Here is a 21,781-nt window from a genome sequence, read left to right on the forward strand (position 1 = left end):
ACATTCTTACTGCGGGAACATTCCCCCGCGCGAGTACGAGGAAGCGTTCCACCGGTCACGCGGGGCTACACCCCTGGCCGGGTGAGAACCGAGCAATCCGGCCTCCAACTTCGCCGGGGCGGTCCAGATGGCGCGGCACTGCTTGAGCTTGATGTAGCAGCGTTCGTGAAAACCGCGTCCAGGGTGCAAGCCAGCCATCACGTGAGCCTTGCAGCGGTGGTCGTGCCCTGGCCGTCGCGTTCAGCGATCACATAACCCGATCCGGCGGCAGCGCAGGTAGCCTCGGATGCGTCTGGCTGAAGATCCTCTGCCGGCCAGCGCACGACCAGGCCTGATTCCCAGCAGCTCTTTTGTTCGGGCCATCCGGATCTTCTCCGAGGGTAGGACTACGGATGCTTACGGGGGCGTCCTCTCTTTGGCTGGGGTGGCCGCCAAGCCTTGAGGTCGTCAGGCGAAAGACCGTATGCCGCTAGCTTGCTCGCCAAGAAGACCTCGAACAGGTCGGCTGGAGTTTCCGCGTGCGCAGGAGGCATGTCGACATGCCATTGTCGAATCCAAGGGAGGAGTTCCTGCAGTCCAGCCAGTAGCGGGATCGCCCGTTCGAGGCGTCCCGTGACTGGCAGGCCTTCGATCAGTGGGATCAGGGCATACGCTCGCTCAACGGGGCTCCAGCCAGCCCATCCGATGAGCAGTCTCCTGTTATCGGTGGCATCCGGGTAGGACACGAAGCGCTCGTTGGGTATGTCATGTTTGCCTCGGTTGCGCCAGAAGCTTGGCCTCAGGAAATCCGCAGAAGAGTAGTTCGGTGGTGTGGGGATGGTGTCGCGGATGCTGTCCGCGTGTGAACCTTGGTTCCTGCGGCGGAGTTCATCTTCCATCCGTTGGAGGCGCCAGACCTCCTCCCACGCCGACCTCTTGCGGATCCCAGATGCCTTGAATCTCATGGCGGCTAGGTAGGGCACATGTTCGCCTGCGAGAAGTTCATGCAGCATTTCGGTTAGATCTTTGCCCGGAGCATAGGTAGCCGCCGCGGAAACGAAGTCCTCGTCAAGGACCAGTCGGTCAGCCAGTGCGCTAATGGTCAACGGGCGTGGCTTTCCGTCCTCTTCGGAGTACCAGAGTTCTGCCGTCTCGCATCGATCCAGCAGCCACTCGCGAAGTGCACTATGGAGGTGTTGATGCCAGCCAACGTCCGCCCAGCGGCGCTTGTACTTAGGCTGCTCGATTAGTGCTATGGTCTGCTGCTTTTCGATAAGCTCAATTCTCTTCTCGACGACTTGTTTGTACGCCCCTGGCCAGTGCGCCGGTACCTCCACCGAGGGTATCGCGTGGTGTCGCTCGAACCAGGTGCTGTTGGTCAGTCGCCGGGCGATGCGCCGTGCGAGGACAATCTCAAATGCCCGTTCGCCCACCCTAATCTCGGGAATCATGTCAGCGGATGCAAGAACCTCGTCGGGTTGATCGAGCAGGCCGTAACGTCCGTACACCTCCCAATCAAGCTCCTCCTGGAGAGCGACCAACCGACCACGCAATGCCTCCCAACGTGATTCGGCGCTTCCAAAGTCGATTGCGGATAGTGCTTCAGGTCCAGCCAAGAGTGATTTCGGGGCAGCCGAAACCACTTCTTGTGCAAGCCGATCAAGCCTCTCGGCGTAGACGGACCACCGGTCGCCTGACCATCGTCCGGGAGGCAGTGGCAAGTCAGTGAGCCGACCTCCGGTGAATTCATAGAACTCGGTCCAGGGCTCGCCACTCCCGGTCTGATCAGCCCTCGGCTGTCCCTTGCTATTGCTGTACTGCTTGAGCCAGAAGCAAACAGTTGAGCTGTTGAGCAGGGCCGTCAGCTGTAGCACGTCCGTGTCTGAGGCGGTCTTCGGCAAACGGATAACCGGTGCCGAGTGCAACGGTGCTGCGTGTTCCCGGAGTACGGCAAAGTGGTTATGAGTACTCACCCAGGAGAAAACGATAGACCACGGATGAGCGTGGGGGCTCTCGGTGACGTGATGCCATTCATACCATGCACGCTGGTCCTGAAAAAATGAGCGCCGAGAATAGTTCGGTCGGTTCCCAAGGGTTGTCCGGTAGGGCCACAGGCGCTTCAACTGGTGCGGGAAATCTTCTATGGGGCGCCAGCCCTCCTTGCCGGCCCCGGGGATGAAGAAACCTTCTGCCTCAGCGGTTGCCGTCCAGTCACGGACCGCAGAGCCAGTGATCACCGGGATGAGCGAGTCGGCCTCAGCTCGGATTCGGCGGAACGAGGCTGCCGGAGCAGTGAAGAGGTCGTCCGATCCCGTGTTGGCGAAGTATCCGATGCGAGCCACCCCGCTACCGAGCCGCTCACCTCGCTCCATACGACGCAGTATTGCTCTTGTTGAATCGTCGCTGAGGTTCCATGGAAAGGAAGACAAACTTGCGCGCTCGAAGTAAGCCTCCTGAGTCCAGTCATCCTCGTATGAAGCGGTTCTGCCGAACCGAGTTAGGATCGACTGCCATACCCGCCCCTGTGCAGGGTTGTCCGGGATCTCTGGCTCGCCGCGAAGACCCACGATCGCGCGGACACAATCGCCCGGCTTCGGGCGCCTTCCCCTGCCGAGCAGAATCACGGTTGGGGTGCCGTGACCAGGGATGTAGGCACCGGATGTATCAACTAGGTGTGTGAGATCGAACGCTGGCAGGAACTCTTCAATTAGCTTCCGGCCGAACTCTCGCTTCATAAAGCTATTAGATGACAACAAGCCGACGAACCCAGCCGCGTGCTCACTCTGACGGATCGCCAGATCAAAGAAGCGGACTATGAAGGGAATGGTTAGCGCATAGGACCCAACACAGACGGGATAGGCAGCACGGTAAGCACGATCCTCGGCCCTATCCTTGACCGCAAGGTAGGGTGGGTTTCCGACAACGACGTGGTAGCTGCCAGAGCCGAGAAGATCTACGTCGCCTAGCGCAAAGGCATCGATATCTTCTCCAGGGACATGACCCTGCCCTCTGGCTTCAAGCCGCAGACTCTGGTCCCCCGGCGCGTCACGGCCGCGCAGCAGGGAGTCGCCGGTTGCGATAATCGGTCGTACGTCCGGAGCGTCAACCAGCCGGTATTGTCCTGAGGCGCGCACCGCCGCGACGATAAGGCGGAACCGGGTGATCGCGACCGCATATGGGTTCTTATCAACGCCATGTACCGAGCTCAGCACATTGCTGATCAACTCCCATGGATCGCCATCTGGTTCCCGTTGTCGCCAGTGTTCAAGCAGACGGTGGAACGCTCCGAGAACGAACGTTCCTGAACCGCACACCGGATCGATGAATCGCAACCCGTCGAGACCGAACTCATCGATCGCTGAGTTGAGTGTGTGGTCGAGGATGAACTCGGTTATAAAGGTTGGTGTCTGCAGGAGGGCGTAGGTCTTCCTGGAAGGCTCCGATAGGCCGTGATAGAGGTCTTCGAGGAAAGATGTGTCCCAGCTTGGATCGGTGAAGTCGTAAGCGACGTCCTGTCCGTCGCCTGACCGACGCCAAAAGTCGATAAGGTTCGCTGCAGCTTCCCGCGATGGTGTGAATGAGTGGATCGGGTTCTGGGAACCCAATAGATCGGCCGCAAGGGTAGGCCTGGACAACTCGGCGAATCCCTGGAGGATCCAGTCACGCTCGCTTGCCCAAGGATTCCCCTTGAAGAAGCTCGCCTGACGCTCCTGTGCACGTATCAGTCGTTTCCCAGGGCCAGCGATGAAGGGTTGCGGAAGCAGTCCGTTGTCTTCGGAGAACCGCAGGAACACCGTTCCTAGCACCCAGGCAACGGCGGCCTGCGTAACTTGTTCATCCAGCCAGGCCCCATAGGGGGCTTCAGTTCGCAGGGACGACCTGGCGACGGTCCACCACGCGCGTGCCTGCTGCTCACGACCCTCGTCCAACGTGGCCTGGGCCCGGAGATCGGCTTCCAGTGTGGCCACCTGTTCCCTCAAGCCGGCGAGCAGTCCTGTGCGGCCGACCATCAGGCCTCCTTGCGGTGTCGGTGGGAAGTTCGGCTGTCACCTGCACGGATCTGTCTAGCAGACCAGCGGCTTGCCAGACATGTCGCGCCTTCGGCGAAAAAACATGACACGTGTTAGCTCTCCCTGGTACCGTCTTTTTCATGCTCGAGAAAAGTTGGGATGCGCTCCGGTCTCCAGAGGTTGGAGGCGCTGAGGCGCCCTGGGAACTCCAGAGTGCTGCGGTCTGGCGGCAACCCTGGGTCTCTCAGCAGGTAAATAAACAGAGACGCGTGTTAGTCGGCCCTACATGTTTGGGAGGGTACCCGATGCCTAGCAAGATCACTCGCTGGCCCGGTCGGCCTGATCGGCGGGTGATGTCCTGTGCGTTGGGGTAGGTACGGAGCCCTTTCCGTCCCGGCCGTATATGCAGGCGCTCCGTGGTGGGCTCTGCTCATGGTTGGGTTGGGCGGCCTTGGCGCCTATGGGTTGCGCGAGGTGCTTCGGTATCGCTTGGCCCGCCAAGCTCTCGACAAGGTGAACAAGGATGACGTCCCGAAGGTCCTGTCCATCGCTACTGGCGGCGCGGCTTCGGAAGACGAGGCGGAAGCTGTTCCCGACGAAGGCCCGTTGGCCCTGCTCCGGCGAATACTAGGGAAGCGCTCGGACTGACTGCATCATTCGCCGTGCTCGCCGGGTCGGCGAGGTGTGGAGGTCGATCGGTAGCTGAAGGATAGGTGATTCGCGGACGCGACGAGCTTGAACGCCGTGGCAGGCCGGCTGCCCATGAGGAGGGACCCTAGGTGATCTTGATGCTGTGCCGACCGTGGCGAAGGTCGACTCTCGGGTCGGTCGTGCGCAGGTGGGTCCAGCGCAGGCTGACTGTCATCGGTCGCGTCCAGGGGACTATGTACGAGAGAAGCGCGCTCGCGCGAAGGTGCGCTCGCGTAGGCAGGGATTAGGGTGTCGCCATCGCTGCCGATCACGCTGGCACGGTCCTGCTGTTTGCTCGTCGTTTGCTCGTATGTCGCGGCACAGTCCGGTAGCACCCGATACGGCATCGGGCTGATCCGCCGGAGTTGGGACGCGAACGCGGACCAAACGGCACGTACCGGCAGTGCGGAACATGGTGCGGTATAGCCATCTGGGCAGCTCTGTGGACTTTTAATCCGCAGCTTTGAAGCTGCAGGTGGCGGCGCGCGTACAAATAGAGACATTTGGAAAGCTGCAGGCCAGACGCTTGGTGAAGCGTATGCGCGGCTTCTTCGGGACGGGATCGTCGGCCGTGGCCGACCGGGGGCCACATCGGCTTGGGCACTTCATAGGCGATCGATTGGCAGATGCCTGCGCCCGCCCTGTGCCTACGTTCTGCCTAGGCCGCCCGGTTGCTGGGTGCCGCCGTTTCGCGGACCGGCGTCGCCCCGGGAATCGCGGCAAGGGCGTTCAGGCGAGTTGGGGCGTGTTCGGCGTGAGTCCGGCCGCGGGGACGGGTTGCTGGTTTCGGCCTGAGGAAGCCTTCTGGGACTGCATCTCGGGGGCTCGACCGTCGCCCGGGCGACCGCTACCTGTGGGTCGAGCCGCCCTCCCCCGGCAGCAGACCGAGCAATCCAAGGACACCGTCGAGAACGACCTATCTGGCCTCCGGGCAGACAGAGTCCGTGTCGGGGCAGGTCGGAGCGGCTCGGGCGCGTCCGCGACGGAGGGCCTGCCTCCTCAAGCTTCGTGGAGGTCGGTGCTTGTTGGGCTCCACAACACCGCCGTTTCCTTCAGGTGTGGGTCGGGGTCGAACGCCTTCACCAGCACTGACGCAGCAGCGCCGTGGATCGCGACCGTCCAACTGCCATCGGGCTGGCTTCTCGGTGACTCGATGCGCATGATCGGGAGCTGCTTCCTGTCGGCTGCGGCGGTGAGGGGATCACATGTCCGCGACCCGGCACTGTGGCGGGATCAGGCGATGAGCAGGCGCAGGCCGAGCTCTGCCGCGTCGAGGCCGGCGAGGTCGCGGTTGCGCCTGGCCCACCGGCCGGATCCGAGGTCATCCCGGAGGCTGTGCACTGCCCGCTGCTCGGCGTCCGGGCCGACCCTGACCCAGATCGACATGCCGCGGCGGACATGCTCGTCCAGGTATGCCTCGGGCCGGCGCCAAAAGGCGTGGTAGAAGCCGTCAGCGCAGTCCCACGGAACGAGCACCGGCTCGGTCCGAGCTCCGATCGCGCCGGCCAGCTCGGGCAGCGAAGGCCGGCCAGCCCAGAGGCTGGCGAACTCGGGCAGGTAATCACGATTCAGCCAGAAGGGATCAGGGCCACTGGCGTCGTAGGCGAACACGACCACGCGGCGGGCGACGCGCTGCATTTCGCGCAGGCCCGCGATCGGGTCCTGCCAGTGTTCGATGGTCGCGAAAGCCATCGCGGCGTCGAAGGACTGGTCCTCGAACGGGAGGCTCTCCGCGGTGGCATCGACGCACGGCGCCGCGTCTGCGGGGCGCTGCGCCCGCATGACCGCCGACGGCTCTACCGCAGTCACGTCGAGGCGGGGAGGTTCGTAGGAGCCGGTGCCGGCCCCGACGTTCAGCACGGTCTGCGCATCGCCGAGCGCGGTCCAGATCTGCTCGGCGATCCGCGGTTCGGTGCGCCGCGTCACGGTGTAGGTAGCGCCGATGGTGTCGTACAACTGTGCGCTGGACATCAGACTGCCTCCGTCTCGGCGGCAGATCATGTGGCGACCCGCCAGCTCGATATATCGAGTCGATATATCGAAAAGTTATGATGCCAGGTGCATGCCGCGCAAGCCAGGCGGAAGCACCTTGCCGGGGCCTGTGCGGTGCCAAAACCGTGAATGCTGGTGCTGAGCTGGGCGTTCGCCGGGCGATCAGGCAGCTCTTCGGTACTCGCTGATCAGCCCGGTGACGGTCTTTCGGCGGTGGATCCGGGCGGTCATGTCGATGACTTCGCTGGGATCGTGCGACGGCGGGCGGAGAGAACGGGCCTGGCGGCGAACACCTCATCGAACGGGCGGGAGAACTTTCCGTCGCGGTTCCGGATGAGAAACCTGAAGGTGTTGGCGCGTTCGCCCAGGTCCATCAGTAGGTTCCGGGCCTGCTGTGTGGTCCACGGACCGGTCGGGTTGGAAGTTAGACCCGAGATGTGGATGCGACGGGTCTGGATCTCCATGACGAACAAGACGTACAGGCTCTTGAGGAGCACAGTGTCAACGTGCATGAAGTCGCACGCCGAGATGCCGGCGGCTTGGGCGATCAAGAACTGCCGCCAAGTCGGTGAGGCCCGGCGCGGCGCTGCGCCCAGGCAGGCGGCGGCCAGGATCCGGTGGATGGTGCCTTCGCCGATCCGATGGCCGAGGCCGAGCAGTTCACCTCGGATGCGCCGGTGCCTCCATCGCGGGTTCTCGCGGGCCAGCCGGACCACCAGGTTCCGCGGTTCGTCCGGGATCGGCGGACGCCCGGCCGGGTTCGGGTGAGTCCAGTGCTTGGTGACCAGCCGACGGTGCCAGGCCGACAAGGTGCCCGGCGTCACGATCCCGCACCGTTCGACATCGTCGGCGACCGCGTGCTGGTGGGCGTCCAGGCGGTCAACACCTCCCGCCTGTCCACCCACCCCCTACCGATGATCAGCCAGGGTCTGGTCACTGTCGCCGGCCAAGGCCCGAAGGACTCCAACGGAGCCGGGAAGTCCTCCCTGCCGCGATCCGTTTGCTGCACGCCGACGAGCAATGGCGACCAGCCAGTGGCGCAGCAGGCGCGGCCGGGCTCGCCGGGTGGCCATCGGGTGGTCATCGGGTCATTTGCCCCAATGCGGCACCTGAATGTGCTTCGTGACACAGTGGCCCTTGGAACCGCACAAACCGAGCTCGGCTCGGTAGCCGTACCATCCCTTGTTGTTCCGGATCGGGCCGTAGGCGGGCGGCTTTGACACGAAATTGGTCCTTCCCGATCCCTGCCAGAAGAGCTCCTTCCACGTGCCGGTCTTGGGCTGGACGACCCACAACTTCACCCAGTGCCAGCACTTGCCTTTTTGCAGCTGCGAGTAGGCGGTCGCCGCGGTGGGGTAGATATTGTGGATCATACCCGCGGTCTTGCACTTACCGTCCTTCAGGTACACCAACTGACCGTTGTTGACCTTCTGCCAGCTGGTGGCGTGCGCCGGGCCGCTCATCGCGGTCACGGCCATTGCCGCCGAACCGGCCGCAATGAAGCCGCGGAGAACAAGCTTTCTCGCCGTGTTTCCAGAGGACACTGAACTACTCCTTCAAGTCCGCGCTGATTGCTGATTACCGACGAAGCAAAAGGTATCGAACGAACATTTCGGACAGGTCTTCTCGGCGCCGCCAGGACCCTCGCGGTGCCGTCCACTCCAGCTCCATGTCGGCTCCACACCAGATGAAATGCGATGCCGGCTGGTTGGCCATCTCACGAAAACACCTGACCATGCGGGCGTGCGTCCTCGACGAAATCTTCCCGTCCCACTTGTTCGAAGAATCGCTCCATCTTCCGGCGCCGTGATGGCGTCAGGTCCCTTACGATTGCGCAATCATCGGTGGATGCATATGAGGGTTCCCCGCAGGGTTCGTGTGTGTCTGTACCTAGGTACACTCATGTTGTACTCTGGGCCAGGATGAGCCTGGTGCGACAGTGGATACTTGATGTGGCTCGCCTGCGCTGGGGAAAGTCGTGAGTCCGATACGGCCGGTGATTCTTGCCGCACTAACCAGCTTTGTTGGGCGCGGCGAGTCAATGGACGAGGCGTGGCGGTTACTAAAGGTCGCCCGCTTGACTACCGTGGTCGGGCCTGGCGGGGTCGGTAAGACCCGGATGGCGTTGGAACTGGTCCGTCGTGTCGAGGCCGACTACGACGCGGTCGCCATCGCGGACCTCGCCGAGCACAGCGGCGCCGAAGCGGTGGAGCACTGGCTGGTCAGCACGCTCGACCTCGGCGCTCATCCGGGCCAGCTCGCTCACGACCGGTTGATCGAATATCTGCGTGACAAGCGAGTGTTGCTGGTATTGGACAACTGCGAGCATGTGTGGGAGGCCGCCGGAGATGTGGTGTCCGCCTTGCTGGCCGACGCGCCAGAGCTGACGGTCATCGCGACCAGCAGGCGCCCGCTCGAGATCGCCGGCGAGCACGTGCTTCGGGTGGCGCCGCTGGCGATACCGCCGCCTGGCGCCGACCGGGAGCAGGCAGCGCTCTCGGACGCCGTGGTCCTACTGCTGGATCGCGCACGCGCGGCCGGCCGCCCGATCGCCGATGATCATTATTGTGACACCGTCCTGGACCTTGTTCGCTGGTCCGGTGGCCTGCCGCTGGTGTTGGAACTCATCGCGGCCCGGCTGGGCGGGGGACTGTCTCCGGACACGATCATGCAGCGGCTGGACGGCGGCCGGCTGTTGAAAGGCGTGGGCCGCGGGGTGTCACCGCGGCACAGGGCGCTCTGGGATGTACTTGAGTGGTCCTACCGGGTGTGCTCTGCGGGCGAGCAGCGGTTGTGGGCCCGATTGAGCGTGTTCTCCGGCGGATTCGATCTCGCGATGGCCGAACAGGTCTGCGGTGACCCGGACGGGATAGTGGCGACCCCCTTGGTGGTGGACCTGCTCACCGGACTGGTACGGCAATCGGTGCTCATCGCGGACTCAGCTGGCCGCTTCCGGCAGTTGCCGCCGATGCGCGAATACGGGTTGCGCCAACTCCAAGCCTTCGGCGAGGAGGAAATGACACGCGAGCGGCACTGCGCGCTCATGGCCCGGCTGGCCGCCGAAGCCGTCGAGCGGCCTTACGGCCCGTCAGGGCTGACCACATTTCACCAGGTACGGCGAGAGATCCCCAATATCCGGTCGGCGCTGTCCTTTTGTGATTCCCCAGAGCGGGCCGGAACCGGACTGCGTATCGCCGCCGACATCACCCAGCTCGGCTTCTCGTTCTTCGCCGCGTTCCTGGACGAGATGTGCGCCTGGCTCGAGATCTTTCTCACCCGCATGACACCGGCACCCTCACCGGACCGGGTCGACGCGCTGGCCATGCTCACCCTGATGCGCCTGTGGCAGGGCGACCAGGACCGGGCCGACACACATCGGCAGGAGTGCCTCGACCAGGCCCGGCGGCTGGAGGCCACCGCCGACGACCTGCCGATCGTCTCGTTCATGGAGGGCATGCACCTGTTTCTGGCGCACAGCGACTCCGGCTGCCTGGCACCACTGACACAGGCCTGTGACGCGTTCGACGCCAAGAACGCGCGGGCCGCGGCATTCCGGGCCCGGATCTGGCTGGCGGTCGCGGCGGGCTTCCTCGCCCCCGGCCACATCGCCGATCAGGCCGCCGCCGAGTGCCTGAACGATGCACAGGCCCACGGTGGAGCCTGGTCGATCAGCTGGGCGCTGTGGGCTCAAGGGCGGGCATCACACGCCGATCCCGACCTCGCCATCCCCCTGCTCCAACAGGCTCTCCAGCTGATGATCGACATGGGCGACCAGCCTATGGGCGCCAACATGTGCGTGGAAGCCATCGCATGGGAATGGGCCGCGCAGGGCCACGCCCTTCCCGCGGCCAAACTCCTCGGTGCGGTGGCGGGGATCCAGCAGAGCACCGGCGTCGTGATCAGAGGCCCTGGCCCCTTCCAACGGGAACGCGAACACTCGGTATCGCGCATACGAGCAACTCTCGGCGGCGAGGCATGCACCGGAGCCCTGCACGAGGGGAACAAGCTGCGAGCCGCGGAAATCTACACGCTGGCACTCTCGGACATCAACCGGCCGCCAGGCTGTCAGAGCGATCACCTCCCCGGTGCCCCCGTCACGCTCGACGCACTCACTAGGCGTCAACAGCAAATTGCACAACTTATCGCCCAAGGCCTCAGTAACAGACAGATCGCCAAAGAGTTGAACATTTCACAGCGGACCGTGGAAAACCACCTGGCACAGATTTTCGTACGGCTCGACGTGCATAACCGAGCGCAGGTCGCAGCATGGACCACTACACAGACATAGTCGGCGAGCCACGTCGGTCACTGCAGAGGTCCGAAGAAGACCTGCTGGTCAGCCCGTGGGTGCCGAATATTGTGCCACAGGGCTTGATCTGGAGTTTCGCCGCGGTTTGTGGCTCGGCTCCGGCAGGATCGCAGGATGGCTCTGCGGCTGCTGTACTCGATCGTCTTACGGCTATTCGGCTGGATCACGCTACTCGCCCGATCACAAACGGCCAAAGATGACCTCATCAACAGCGCGGTGAACTTGCTATCCCGGTCACGGATCAGGAACTTGAATGAACCGGCCCGCTCCCCCAGATCCATCATCAAGTTCCTGGCCTGCTGGGCAACCCAGCCGGCCGTCGGATTCGCGGTGACGCCCAGGACGTGCACCCGGCGGGTGGCGTGCTCAACGACCGCCAAGCAATACAGCCGGGTGAGCGTGACCGTCTCGGCATGAAAGAAATCACACGCGAGAATTCCTTCAGGCTGGGCGCGCAGGAACTCTCCCCAGGCCGACCCCGACCTGCAAGGTGCCGGGTCGATCCCGGCCTTCTTCAAGATCGCCCACGCCGTCGAGGGTGCGATCCGTCGGCCAAGATGGGCCAGTTCCCCGGCGAGCCTCGGGTAGCCCCACCCGGGGTTCTCCGCAGCCATCCGCAACACCAAGATCTCCGCCTGTTTAGCGGCATCCGACCGCGCCAGCAGGGCAAGCCAGCCGAGTAGACGGACGAAAATGAGATAGCGCAGTCGCAGCGCGACGAGCATCGATCCTGCTCGTCTCGAGCATCGCCCGCCCACCGAACAGGAAACCCCAGGCCACGGCCGGCGACCGAGTTTCCGGCACCAACAGGCTTGACCCGCTCACTTTATGTGAACTTCATGTGATCGAAACATTTTCTAACAGCGATAGAGCTCGATTTAACCCTCGTGCCTGTGATCTTCACCCTGTGATCCGTTACCTTCACTCGGTGATTATGGACTCACGCCCCGTACATGCGGTTTGCTGTCGCCATTTGCTACGAGGCGGGAGGACAGATGTCTTCGCATGTCGGTTCGGTGTCACGACGCCGATTCCTGGGGCTGGGCGGTGCCGGGGCTGCGGCGGTCGTGCTGGGTACGGGGGTTCTCGGTGGGGAGAGCGCGAACGCGTTCACGGTCAAGGAGGGGAATCCCTTCACGCTCGGAGTGGCCTCGGGCGATCCCGCGCCGGACGGCTTCGTGCTGTGGACGCGGCTCGCGCCGGATCCGCTGGCGGCCGACGGCAAGGGGGGGATGCCGGACAAGCGGGTGAAGGTCGAGTACGAGGTGGCCACCGACGAGCGTTTCCGCCACATCGTGCGGCGCGGTGCGGCGGTGGCCACGCCGGAGCTCGCACACTCGGTGCACCCCGAGATCCACGGGTTGGACCCGGGCCGGGAGTACTTCTATCGGTTCCGCGCGGGCGGGGAGATCTCGCCGGTCGGCAGGACCAAGACGTTCCCCGCGGCCGGGTCGAACCCACGCCGGCTCGACTTCGCCTTCGCCTCCTGCCAGGCCTGGCAGGACGGTTACTTCACGGCGTACGACCACATCGCGGCCGACGACCTCGACCTGGTCGTGCACCTCGGCGACTACATCTACGAGTACGAGCTGACCAACAACAAGCGCGGCGTGACCGTACCTGAGCAGGTCCGCACCGAGGCCATCGACCTGACCCGCTATAGGCTCCAGTACTCCTTCTACAAGCTCGAGGAGCCGCTTCAGAAGGCGCACGCCCGCTTCCCCTTCATCCACACCCTCGACGACCACGAGGTGTGCAACGACTGGGCCGGGGACACGGTCCTCATGGGACGCAACCCCAACCCCGACCCGGCCTGGTTCGCCGCGCGCAAGGCGGCGGCGTTCCAGTCGTTCTACGAGAACCTCCCGCTCCGGCGCACCCAGCTGCCCTCCGGTCCGAACATCCGCCTGCACCGCAGGCTGGCCTTCGGGCGGCTGGCCGAGTTCACCATGATCGACACGCGGAACTCCCGCGACATCCAGGCCTGCTCGTACGGCAACGGGACCGGCCGGACCGCGGACTGCCCGGAGCGCTTCGACACAGGCCGCACCATCCTCGGCGCCGACCAGAAGAAGTGGCTGCTCGACGGCTTCAGCTCCTCCCGCGCCCGCTGGCAGATCCTCGGCAACCAGGTGCCGATGCTGGAGACCGACTGGGACCCGGGACCGGGCAAGGACGTGTGGGTCGACCCGTGGGACGGCTACGTGGCCGACCGCAACACGATCCTGGCAGCCGTCCAGGAGCGCGATGTCCGCAACCTGGTCGTTATCACCGGCGACCGGCACCAGAACTACGCCGCGGACCTCAAGCGGAACTTCGACGAGCCGGACTCGCCGACGGTCGCCAGCGAGTTCGTCGGCACCTCGGTGACCAGTGGCGGCAACGGGACCGACATCGACGACACCGGGCGGACCTTCCTGGCGGCCAACCCGCACATGAAGTTCTACAACGCGCAGCGCGGCTACGTCCGGGTGAACGTCAACCGCGAGCGCTGGCACAGCGACTTCCAGGTGCTCCCGTACGTCACCACGCCGGGGGCCCCCGTCTCGACCCGGGCGAGCTTCGTAGTGGAGGACCGCCGCCCCGGCGTCCAGCCGGCCTGACCTCTTCGCCGCCGACGTTACCCGCAGAGCCTCAATCCCTGGGATCGGCGAGCCAGTTCCCGTGAAGCCGTAGGGCACCCAGGTGTGACGAACAAGCCGATCCGCCGGGACCTGGATAGCAGTCGTGCCAGCGCGGCGATCACCGCCCGATCGGCCCAGGACGGCCGAAGACGTGCGACCTGACGACGCAACACCGCCAGTTGGTGCCGCGGCACGTGGATCTCCGCCTCTTTGGAAGCATCCGACCGCGCCAGCAGCGCAAGCCGGCCGAGTACACGGACGAAGATCAGATAGAGGAGTCGTAACGCCACAAGCCTCGATCCTGCTCGTCGCGAACACCGCCCGCCCACCGAACAGGAAATACCAAGTCACGACTGGCGGCCGAGTTTCCGGCACCTACAGGCGGGCGGAAAGTCGATTGCCGAGCGGAGTGACGATCCGTCATGATCACACGCATGTACGACCGAGACCACGACCGGAAGGGCGGCCTCCGCCCCGTCCGGTGAACGCGCTGCCGGCTGCCGCGAAGCGGCCAATCGAGCACGGGTCCTCAGGCGTCGCACAGCCCCGCCGCCGTCCGGCATCCCTTCGGCGGGTCGTGGCTGACCGCCGTCCGTCCTCGGGAGGACCCATGACCATCGAACCGTCCCCGCTCCCCCACGCTTGGGAGCTCTACCGGGCCGGCGACGTCCAGGGTGCGCTGCGCATCCTGCGGCGCGCCGCCGACGCCCTGCCGCCTGCCGAGCTTGCGCCGCTGGTCCGCGAGTTGGCCTCCGCGTCCGGCTTCGACGACCTGGCACAGGCGGCGGCCGCGCTGGTCGCCGATCCCGAAGGGGCGCGGCAGCTCTACGACTTCGGCTATGCATGTGTCGAGCGCGGGGTGTCCGCGCTGGCGGTGCCGGCGCTGTGCCGGGCGATGGTCCACCAGCCCGGGCGGCGGGTGCTGGTGGAGCTGGCCGTCGCGCTGGAGGACCAGGGGCGGCACGCCGAGGCCGTGGAGCTGCTCCAGGAGCACGACGGGCTCACGGTCGACTGGCCGGACCGCTATCTGCTGGTCTATAACGCCCTGTTCGCGGGCCGGTTGGAGCAGGCCCGGGAGGTCTTCGCCGGCCTGTCCGACCCCGACGAGTCGTGGGCGCCGACGGCCGACCGGATCCGCCGGATCCTCGCGCGCGCCGCGGCGGTGCCGCCGGTCGACCGCGGCGACCTGCGCGGCTGGCACTACACGTTGACCGGTGGTCTGCTCACCACCCTGTCGTCGTACGGGTTCCAGCAGGGCATGACCGGACGCTGGGCCTATCTGCAGGACACCTTCGACTCCTGCCGCCACGGCCTGGAGCGGCTGCGCGTCGCCCTGACCGCAACTGGACGTCGTCCGAGCTCGGTCGCCCTGCTTCCCGACCGCGACAGCCGGATCCTCGGCCTGGCCGCAGCGCAGGTGCTGGGCGTGCCCACGCAGCCGTACCGCCCGGGCACGCCCGACGTGTTGGTCGTCGCCTACGACCTGGACGGCACTGACCCAGAGCTGCGCCGCAGGCTCCGCGACCGGGCACCGGGTGAGGTGCTCTACGAGCACGCGACCTGCTGGACCAACCCGCCTGCCGTCACCGCCGACGTCTCCACGCTGCTGGTGCGGAGCGTCGTCGCCCCGTGGGCGGCTCGCATGCGGGTGACCCAGGCACACGAGCCGGAGCGGCTGCCGGCGGACGAGCGGCCCGCCGCCGAGCTCGCCGACGCGATCTGCACCGCCGCCGGAGGCCCGGACGCGGGCGACGGCGGCACGCCGGCCGACCCGGACGAGGTGCTGGCTGCGTTCGCCACCCGAGCCCGCGACACCTGGTTGACCGGCCCGCGCGACCAGGTCCGCTCTCCCGGGCCGGTGCCCAGCTCACGTTTCGCCTAGCCAGGGCGTACATCGATAGTGGGTGATCTTGATTCGTGTCGCGTGGAGATCTGACGGACGAGCAATGGGCGGTACTGGAGCCGCTGTTGCCCAAGGGTAAGAAGCCGGGACGGTCGCCGATATGGACTCGGCGGCAGCTGATCGACGGCATACGCTTCCGGGTCCGTACCGGCATCCCCTGGCGGGACATGCCCGACTAGTACGGGCCCTGGGGCCGGTCGTACGACCTGTTCCGCCGCTGGCAGCGGGACGCCGTATCCGCGTGCCCCGCCCGGGGCGGGCCGGCCGCGCACCCGGCCACAGCGGGTCCGTTCCGATAAGGCGTACGCCTCCCGCAAGAACCGCGCCTACCTGCGTAAACGCGGGATCCGCTGCACCATCCCAAACAAGGTGGACCAGCTGGCCAACCGCAGGAAGCTCGGCTCCCGCGGCGGTCGGCCGCCGAAGTTCGACAAGGCCGACCACCGCGAGCGCCATGCGGTCGAGTGCGGCATCAATCGCCTCAAGCGCCACCGAGCGGTAGCCACCCGGTACGACAAGCTCGCCGTCCGCTACGGGGCGACGATCCTCATCGCGGGCATCAACGAGTGGCTGTGAGGCCGTCGGCCGAGGAACGGGTTGTCCTTCCCGCCTGGCTCGCCATCGGCCAGGATGACCGGGTGAAGATCGACCGTTCTCGCCGGTGACTGCGCCCACCTCCCGGAGTCCGGTTTCGTGCCGGCCGACGCCACTGCTGGGGCATCCTCCCCGCGATAACGGTGATCAGCTCCGTGTCACTGCGCGCATCCGTCACCTCGTCGGTGACCTGCCAGCCTGCCGAGGTGAGCAGCGACGCCGCCCGGGTGACCAGGGTGGCGTCGTACTGCTCGGCAGGGCGCTCGACACGGGCCGAGGCACGGTATTGGTACAGCAACGGCTCATGCCAGTCGACGATAAACGGATCAGACGACATATAGGTGGAAACCCAGGCAGTCCGGGTCCTGCAATGGGCAGGCAGGATGCGGTGTGCGGCCTTTGGTCACGACCAGGTGCGCGTGGTGCAGCAGCCGAAAGCGCGCAGGTTCGCGGAATCCTCGACGTGATTTGTTGGGAATCTGTGTTGGACTGTCGGCTACGCGTCAGAGTCGCCCAGCGGCTCTCACGCGATCTGTTCCCCGTCGAGGTAGTCGGTGGACTTCGACAGTTCGTTCCAGGCGGCTGTCTCCGCGTCGAAGGCGGAGCGGGCGTCGGCGACGAGGCGGAGGGCGTCGCTGCCGAGGATGAGGTGGGTCGGCGGCTTTTCGGCCTCCACGATGGCGAGCAGGGCGCGGCCGGCTTGGGCGGGATCGCCGAGCTGCTGACCGCGCATGTCGAGGCGGCGTTCGCGGATCGGAACGAAGATCGGGTCGTAGTCGGCGATGGTGCTTTCTACGCGGTGCATGGAGCGGCCGGCCCAGTCGGTGCGGAAGGAGCCGGGCTCGATCGCCGTGACGTGAACGCCGAATGGTGCGACCTCTTGGGCGAGCGTGGCCGCAATGCCCTCGACGGCGAACTTGGAGCCGTGATAGGCGGCCAGGCCGGGGAACGCGCGCAGACCGCCCATGGAGGTCACGAACAGGATGTGCCCGGCACGGCGCTCGCGCATGCGGGGCAGAACGGCTTGGGTGACCGCGATGACGCCGAAGACGTTGACGTCGAACTGGTGGCGGAAGGTGTCGGGCGGGGTTTCCTCGAAGGTGCCCTCGACGCCGTAGCCAGCGTTGTTGACGAGTACGTCGATGGGGCCCACCTTGCCCTCGACCGCTGCGACGGTCGGCGCGATGGCGTCGGTGTCGGTGACGTCTAGCACGCGGGCGTGAGCGCGGCCCGGAGCGAACTGCTCGAAGGCGGCGACCTGGTCCGGGTTCCGAACGGTGCCGATGACGGTATGGCCGGCCTCGAGGGCGGCGGTGGCGAAGGCGCGGCCGAGGCCGCTGCTCACGCCGGTGATGAGAAACGTGCGGGACATGTGTCTCTCCGTTGGAATCGGAAGTGTCAGACGGTGGAGCGCATAAGCCCGTCGAGCGCAGTGCGCGCGAGCTTCTCGGCGTGCTCGTCCGTGAGGTCGTAGTGGCCGGTGAGCCTGCGGAAGATGAGTGGCCCGAAGAGGATGTCGATGACGTCGTCCACGTCGGTGTCGGGCGAGGCGTCACCGCGGTCGACGGCGCGTTGCCACAGGGTCGTGACGGCCTCCCGCCGTCCGGCGAGGAAGTACACGCGGAAGTAGGGAGCGGCGGCCGGATCGTCGACGCAGGCGGCGAGAAGCTGCGCGAAGACCTCTCCGCGCGGACTAGCGTAGAACGTGGAGACGCGCCGGACCTGCTCGGTCAGGTCGTCCCGGCTGTTGCCGGTGTCTGGAAGTGGCAACTCTTCGGCCATCATGTGACCGAATGCCTTGGCGGCCACCGCGGTTCGGGACGGCCAGTGTTTGTAGATCGTGGCCTTGCTCACCCCGGAGCGCTGCGCGATCGCGTCGACGGTCGCCGCCGGCAGACCGCCCTCGTCGAGGAGTTCCTGGGTGGCGGCGAGTACCTGGGCATGGATGCGGTCGCTGCGGGGCCCGGTGGGGTGGGAGAGGATGCCGTCCCCTCCCGCCCCGGGTTCTTTGGTGGACCACACGGTGAAGGTCCCTTCCACAGTGATGAAGAGGAATGGGGGCAGTACGGCTTCAGACCGCAGCCGCAAGCGCCTCCGACGGGGTCCAGAGGTCCGGGCCCTGCCGGGTCAGTCCGGCCTTCGTGGCGATGACGAGGTCGTCCCGGTACGGGTGCAGCGCCTTCTTGATGAGCTGCTCGGCCACGAACGGTCCGTAGCTGTCGGCCGTGTCGATGAAGTTCACTCCCAACTCAACGGCGCAGCACGCGCAGCGCCTCGTCCGGGTCCTTCGGCTCGCCCCATACACCCTTGCCGGTCAGGCGCATCGAGCCGAACCCCAGACGGTTCACCGTCAGGTCGGCACCGATCGTGAACGATCCAGATGCTGCGGTGGTCAATGCAGGCATGTCTTGCTCTCCAAACTAAACTGAACGACTAGTTCAGTATGTCCAGGAACCTCGCCGACGTCAATGCCTCGCCCGGGGAAGCGGGGGCATCGACGAGGCCGAAGGCTTCGCGCCTCGCGCTTCTCCCCCGCGTCACGCGTCCGAGCCTGCCGAGTGTCGGCGACCTCGACGACGAGGGCGACGTCTTCGGCTTCGTATGCCCGGGGCTTCGTCTCGGCGACGTCACGTGGCACGACGACGATGTCCGGCACCTTCTGCCAGTCAGGCCGGACGGTCGTGAAGACCTCGACCGCCGGGACGACCTCAAAGCCGGCAGCCCGCGCGGGCTCGCGGAGCGACGCTGTGCTTGCCGAAAATCTCATCCGCACAGGTCAGGCGGCGTGTTGGTACTCGTGGAGGATGCCGCCGAGGCGGTCGCGTCGGTGTATGTCGAGGTGGGTGGTGGCGTCCGGCTCGCGGATCGGTGAGGGCAGCGCGTGCAGTGGCCGGGTGTTGGCGAGTCCTTGGTGAGGGCGGTGTGAGTTGTAGAACGCCTCGAACTCGCGTAGAGCGTGGAGCACGAGGTTCTTCGCGACTTGAGCTACCCAACAGGTGGTGGGTGGGCGGTGGCGCCCAAGATCAGGATTCGCCGGTTGGCGTGCTCGATGACCGCCAGCACGTACATGCGAGCGCCGGTAATGGTGATGGTCTCGAAGAAGTCGCAGTAACGCGAACGCGTTCGTCACACCGAGATAGGCCAGTCGAAGCAGCACAGCCGATCATCATGCCGTGGTGGGCGCGACCGTCGGGCAGGAACCAACTCCTGCAGCCGCTGTCGCGATCCGCATCAGCTGCTCCCACCCGGGCGGATGAGGTTTTCGGCAAGCGCAACGTCCAGGACCAAGGTCCGTGAACGGCCCGCTCGTCGTGCTCGCTGCCACGCGAGTTCCCCTGGATCGCATTAGAGGACCTCTGTGATCGCTCACTGGGTGACAGATTCGGCGATGTCGGCGGTGGCAAGCTGGACGAGCCTGCTGCCCAGGTCGATGAGCGCCCGGCCCGCGGCCAGTTCGTCACCGATCTCCGGCACGACCCGGTCACGCGGGTGGCGCCGGGCGTGGCCGAGCCCCTCGAGGGTCGTGCCGTTCATCGTGGTGAGCACGGCGCGGACACGGGTGTCCTTGCCACTCTCGGTGATACCGATCTGCACACTCCACTGCTTGGTCTCCATCATGTTCACCTGCTTCATTCGAGCCTGCTTCAGCGGCGGGTACGGTCGTGTTCGGTGCCATGCCGTTCGCTCATGGCTTTCAGGCCCTGGACGGCTTTCTCGGCGGGCATGGCAGAAGGGGATCACGGTCATGACGGCCACCTGCCGTCCCGCCTCGATACGTTCAACGGACACCATGGCTCTGCCCCTCAAGCCTTAGGTTCTGTCGACGGAACCCGGTGCGGCCAGGGCCGATGGTCCTATCGCAGAAGGACATCTATTGCGTGGGTGATCAGATGCCCCACGATGTGCCGTCGGTCAGGCGGGAAAGCCGTACCGGCCGTGAAGACGGACGAAGCTGGCCGGCGTCAGAACTCTCTGGGGATCCAAACCGGTCGCGACGCGCTGGAACAACACGACATTCTCCTGCCCGCCGGGGCCGATGGGTTGCACCAGCCGTCCGTCGAGCCGGAGCTGTTCGACCAGCGGCGCGGGGACTTCGGGGAATGCGGCCGACACGACGATGGCATCGTAGGGAGCGCGATCGGGCACGCCGCCGCTGCCGTCCCCAACGAGCACGTCGACGTTGTTGATGCCTTGCCGGGCGAGGTTCTGTCGGGCCTGCCGAGCCAGGTCCGGCCACCGCTCGATGCTCACGACGTCGGCGGCCAGGCGGGCCAGCAGCGCGGTCTGGAAACCGAAGCCGGTGCCGATCTCCATCACGTACTCATCGCCTTCCAGGCCAAGGCCCTCGATCATCCGCGCCGACAGGGAGGGCTGCGTGGTCACCTGCCCGTGCCCGATCCCGATGGGCATGTCGAAGTAGGCCGCCGCCGCGTGATCGGCGGGCACGAAGTCCGCTCGGGGCGTCACACGCACGGCCTCGATGACGCGCTCATCGCGGATGCCCGCCGCCCGGACGGCCCGGAGGAGATCATCGGGAGAAGAGTCTGCGGTCACGTCACCTACGTTCGCGTTCGCCCGGACGGGCGAGCATCCAGCCCGGCCCGGGGTGGACGAAGCCGTACGGCCCATAGCGGTGATGCCCGGCAGCGGCCGGCGAAAATCTCCGGCGCTCGCCGATGATGCTCCGGTCCGTCGAGGCGGGATCCGGACGGTAAGGGACCTGCGGAGCGACGTTTCCGCCGGCAGGGACCATCGCCTCTATCTCGCTCGTAAGCAGGAACACACGGTGCCAGAAGGGGCGAGCCCGCAAGGCCCGGCTCCCATAAGAGATCGGGCGCGCGGAGGAAGGGGGCACTATGAGAAAACCCATCGTGGTCGGCGTCGACGGATCATCCCAGGCCCTTGACGCCGTGGACTGGGCGGCCGCTGAAGCCGGGCGCAGACGGCTCCCCCTGCGTATCGTCCACATCACGACCGGCTGGGAGCGCGGCGATATCCCGGCGTTCACCCGCCCCGGATCGCAGACGCCGAAGCTGGAGAGCCCCGGGCTGCGCGTCCTCGATGTCGCCGAGGAACGCGCCCGTACGTTCGCCTCCGTCGAGCTCGAACGCCGACTCGGCGTCGGCCCCATTCCCGGCGCTCTCCTCCAAGAGGCGGCCGACGCCACGCTACTCATGCTGGGCCGGCGCGGCACCGGCGCCTTCACCCGCCTTCTGCTCGGCTCGGTGAGCCGCCAAGCGACCGAACATGCCCCTGCCCCGTCGTCATCATGCCTGCGGACGGCGACACCCGGCCCCGCAGGCCGGAAATCATCGTCGGGATCGACGGTTCCGAAGCCGCCGTCGACGCCGTGGGCTTCGCGATGGAGGAGGCAGCCCTGCGCGCGGTGGGTCTGCGCGCCGTCCACGTCTGGAACCGGCCCGACTACCCGACGGAGATGCGACCGGTCTGCTACAACACGCTGACGATCGAGGAGGAAGGCGCCGGGCTCCTGTCGGAATCCCTGGCTGGATGGACGGCCGAGTACCCCGACGTTCCGATCATCGAGCAAGTTTTCGAGGGCTCGCCCGCGGCAGTTCTCACTGAGGCCTCCCGTACCGCCGAACTCCTCGTGCCGTTCTCAAACTTCGCGCCGGTACCCTCACCCTCGCCGGGTATGCGCGCCTCCGGCAATTCTGTT

The 21,781-nt window shown here is 65.9% G+C and carries 16 protein-coding genes and 4 pseudogenes; 6 read left to right on the plus strand and 14 right to left on the minus strand.

Translation table 11 applies throughout. The features are described from left to right. Nucleotides 1–386 precede the first annotated feature (386 nt). The 5 genes from pglX to ABEA24_RS24375 form a co-directional block, all read right to left on the minus strand. Nucleotides 387–3,989: a BREX-2 system adenine-specific DNA-methyltransferase PglX gene (gene pglX, locus ABEA24_RS24355; protein ID WP_345433346.1), complete on the minus strand. Its 3,603-nt coding sequence runs from the start codon at nucleotides 3,987–3,989 to the stop codon at nucleotides 387–389. Nucleotides 3,990–5,678: 1,689 nt separating this feature from the next. After that, entirely contained in the window at nucleotides 5,679–5,840 is a 162-nt protein-coding gene (locus ABEA24_RS24360; protein WP_345433347.1) for a hypothetical protein, read from the minus strand. Nucleotides 5,841–5,912: 72 nt separating this feature from the next. Beyond that, complete coding sequence (locus tag ABEA24_RS24365; protein WP_345433348.1) at nucleotides 5,913–6,635, minus strand: class I SAM-dependent methyltransferase; 723 nt, start codon at nucleotides 6,633–6,635, stop codon at nucleotides 5,913–5,915. Nucleotides 6,636–6,898: 263 nt separating this feature from the next. Continuing rightward, a complete protein-coding gene (locus ABEA24_RS24370) occupies nucleotides 6,899–7,387 on the minus strand; it encodes a hypothetical protein (RefSeq protein WP_345433349.1) in 489 nt (162 codons plus the stop codon). Nucleotides 7,388–7,759: 372 nt separating this feature from the next. Continuing rightward, nucleotides 7,760–8,215: a hypothetical protein gene (locus ABEA24_RS24375; protein WP_345433350.1), complete on the minus strand. Its 456-nt coding sequence runs from the start codon at nucleotides 8,213–8,215 to the stop codon at nucleotides 7,760–7,762. Nucleotides 8,216–8,712: 497 nt separating this feature from the next. On the opposite strand from ABEA24_RS24375, the gene ABEA24_RS24380 reads away from it, so the two are divergent. Beyond that, a complete protein-coding gene (locus ABEA24_RS24380; RefSeq protein WP_345433762.1) occupies nucleotides 8,713–10,959 on the plus strand; it encodes a helix-turn-helix transcriptional regulator in 2,247 nt (748 codons plus the stop codon). Nucleotides 10,960–10,976: 17 nt separating this feature from the next. On the opposite strand, the gene ABEA24_RS24385 is transcribed toward ABEA24_RS24380, so the two are convergent. Next, nucleotides 10,977–11,705: a hypothetical protein gene (locus ABEA24_RS24385; RefSeq protein WP_345433351.1), complete on the minus strand. Its 729-nt coding sequence runs from the start codon at nucleotides 11,703–11,705 to the stop codon at nucleotides 10,977–10,979. 270 nt (nucleotides 11,706–11,975) lie between these two features. On the opposite strand from ABEA24_RS24385, the gene ABEA24_RS24390 reads away from it, so the two are divergent. The 3 genes and pseudogenes from ABEA24_RS24390 (at nucleotide 11,976) to ABEA24_RS24400 (ending at nucleotide 16,083) form a co-directional block, all read left to right on the plus strand. Then, entirely contained in the window at nucleotides 11,976–13,583 is a 1,608-nt protein-coding gene (locus ABEA24_RS24390) for an alkaline phosphatase D family protein (protein WP_345433353.1), read from the plus strand. Nucleotides 13,584–14,214: 631 nt separating this feature from the next. Next, a complete protein-coding gene (locus ABEA24_RS24395) occupies nucleotides 14,215–15,486 on the plus strand; it encodes a hypothetical protein (RefSeq protein ID WP_345433355.1) in 1,272 nt (423 codons plus the stop codon). 35 nt (nucleotides 15,487–15,521) lie between these two features. Beyond that, nucleotides 15,522–16,083: pseudogene (locus tag ABEA24_RS24400) on the plus strand (transposase). On the opposite strand, the gene ABEA24_RS24405 reads toward ABEA24_RS24400, so the two are convergent. The 8 genes and pseudogenes from ABEA24_RS24405 to ABEA24_RS24435 form a co-directional block, all read right to left on the minus strand. Beyond that, the gene (locus ABEA24_RS24405) at nucleotides 16,067–16,438 is read right to left on the minus strand and encodes a hypothetical protein (RefSeq protein WP_345433357.1); all 372 of its coding nucleotides are present in this window, start codon (nucleotides 16,436–16,438) and stop codon (nucleotides 16,067–16,069) included. The pseudogene ABEA24_RS24400 and the gene ABEA24_RS24405 overlap by 17 nt on opposite strands. A gap of 186 nt (nucleotides 16,439–16,624) precedes the next feature. Then, nucleotides 16,625–17,473: an oxidoreductase gene (locus ABEA24_RS24410; protein ID WP_345433358.1), complete on the minus strand. Its 849-nt coding sequence runs from the start codon at nucleotides 17,471–17,473 to the stop codon at nucleotides 16,625–16,627. A 26-nt stretch (nucleotides 17,474–17,499) separates the two neighbouring features. Then, nucleotides 17,500–18,123: a TetR/AcrR family transcriptional regulator gene (locus tag ABEA24_RS24415; RefSeq protein ID WP_345433359.1), complete on the minus strand. Its 624-nt coding sequence runs from the start codon at nucleotides 18,121–18,123 to the stop codon at nucleotides 17,500–17,502. 82 nt (nucleotides 18,124–18,205) lie between these two features. Further along, nucleotides 18,206–18,506 (minus strand): annotated as a pseudogene (locus tag ABEA24_RS24420) (aldo/keto reductase); the annotation flags it as partial. Further along, nucleotides 18,494–18,868, minus strand: a complete 375-nt coding sequence (locus ABEA24_RS53650) for a Uma2 family endonuclease (RefSeq protein WP_425551235.1) — start codon at nucleotides 18,866–18,868, stop codon at nucleotides 18,494–18,496. The gene ABEA24_RS53650 and the pseudogene ABEA24_RS24420, both read right to left, overlap by 13 nt. A 9-nt stretch (nucleotides 18,869–18,877) precedes the next feature. Next, on the minus strand, nucleotides 18,878–19,066 hold the full coding sequence (locus ABEA24_RS53655) for a hypothetical protein (protein ID WP_425551228.1): 189 nt from the start codon (nucleotides 19,064–19,066) through the stop codon (nucleotides 18,878–18,880). Nucleotides 19,067–19,467: 401 nt separating this feature from the next. After that, nucleotides 19,468–19,734 carry a DUF1876 domain-containing protein gene (locus ABEA24_RS24430; RefSeq protein ID WP_345433361.1) on the minus strand — a complete coding sequence of 89 codons (267 nt, stop codon included), beginning with the start codon at nucleotides 19,732–19,734 and terminating at the stop codon, nucleotides 19,468–19,470. Nucleotides 19,735–20,013: 279 nt separating this feature from the next. Next, complete coding sequence (locus ABEA24_RS24435; RefSeq protein ID WP_345433764.1) at nucleotides 20,014–20,655, minus strand: protein-L-isoaspartate(D-aspartate) O-methyltransferase; 642 nt, start codon at nucleotides 20,653–20,655, stop codon at nucleotides 20,014–20,016. Nucleotides 20,656–20,957: 302 nt separating this feature from the next. Between ABEA24_RS24435 and ABEA24_RS53660 the strand changes: the two are divergent. After that, a pseudogene (locus ABEA24_RS53660) lies at nucleotides 20,958–21,350 on the plus strand (universal stress protein); the annotation flags it as partial. A gap of 20 nt (nucleotides 21,351–21,370) precedes the next feature. Beyond that, nucleotides 21,371–21,703, plus strand: a pseudogene (locus ABEA24_RS53665) (universal stress protein); the annotation flags it as partial. Nucleotides 21,704–21,781: the final 78 nt, after the last annotated feature.

Source organism: Actinoallomurus vinaceus (assembly GCF_039542055.1).
Classification (GTDB): Bacteria; Actinomycetota; Actinomycetes; order Streptosporangiales; family Streptosporangiaceae; genus Actinoallomurus; species Actinoallomurus vinaceus.

What these genes read in the sequence shown, in the direction of transcription:
- ABEA24_RS24405 (WP_345433357.1), bottom strand. Translation starts at nt 16,438, where the DNA reads ATGTCGTCTGATCCGTTTATCGTCGACTGGCATGAGCCGTTGCTGTAC.
- ABEA24_RS24410 (WP_345433358.1), bottom strand. Translation starts at nt 17,473, where the DNA reads ATGTCCCGCACGTTTCTCATCACCGGCGTGAGCAGCGGCCTCGGCCGC.
- ABEA24_RS24430 (WP_345433361.1), bottom strand. Translation starts at nt 19,734, where the DNA reads ATGAAGCAGGTGAACATGATGGAGACCAAGCAGTGGAGTGTGCAGATC.
- pglX (WP_345433346.1), bottom strand. Translation starts at nt 3,989, where the DNA reads ATGGTCGGCCGCACAGGACTGCTCGCCGGCTTGAGGGAACAGGTGGCC.
- ABEA24_RS24385 (WP_345433351.1), bottom strand. Translation starts at nt 11,705, where the DNA reads ATGCTCGTCGCGCTGCGACTGCGCTATCTCATTTTCGTCCGTCTACTC.
- ABEA24_RS24395 (WP_345433355.1), top strand. Translation starts at nt 14,215, where the DNA reads ATGACCATCGAACCGTCCCCGCTCCCCCACGCTTGGGAGCTCTACCGG.
- ABEA24_RS24360 (WP_345433347.1), bottom strand. Translation starts at nt 5,840, where the DNA reads ATGCGCATCGAGTCACCGAGAAGCCAGCCCGATGGCAGTTGGACGGTC.
- ABEA24_RS24390 (WP_345433353.1), top strand. Translation starts at nt 11,976, where the DNA reads ATGTCTTCGCATGTCGGTTCGGTGTCACGACGCCGATTCCTGGGGCTG.
- ABEA24_RS24380 (WP_345433762.1), top strand. Translation starts at nt 8,713, where the DNA reads ATGGACGAGGCGTGGCGGTTACTAAAGGTCGCCCGCTTGACTACCGTG.
- ABEA24_RS53650 (WP_425551235.1), bottom strand. Translation starts at nt 18,868, where the DNA reads ATGAGATTTTCGGCAAGCACAGCGTCGCTCCGCGAGCCCGCGCGGGCT.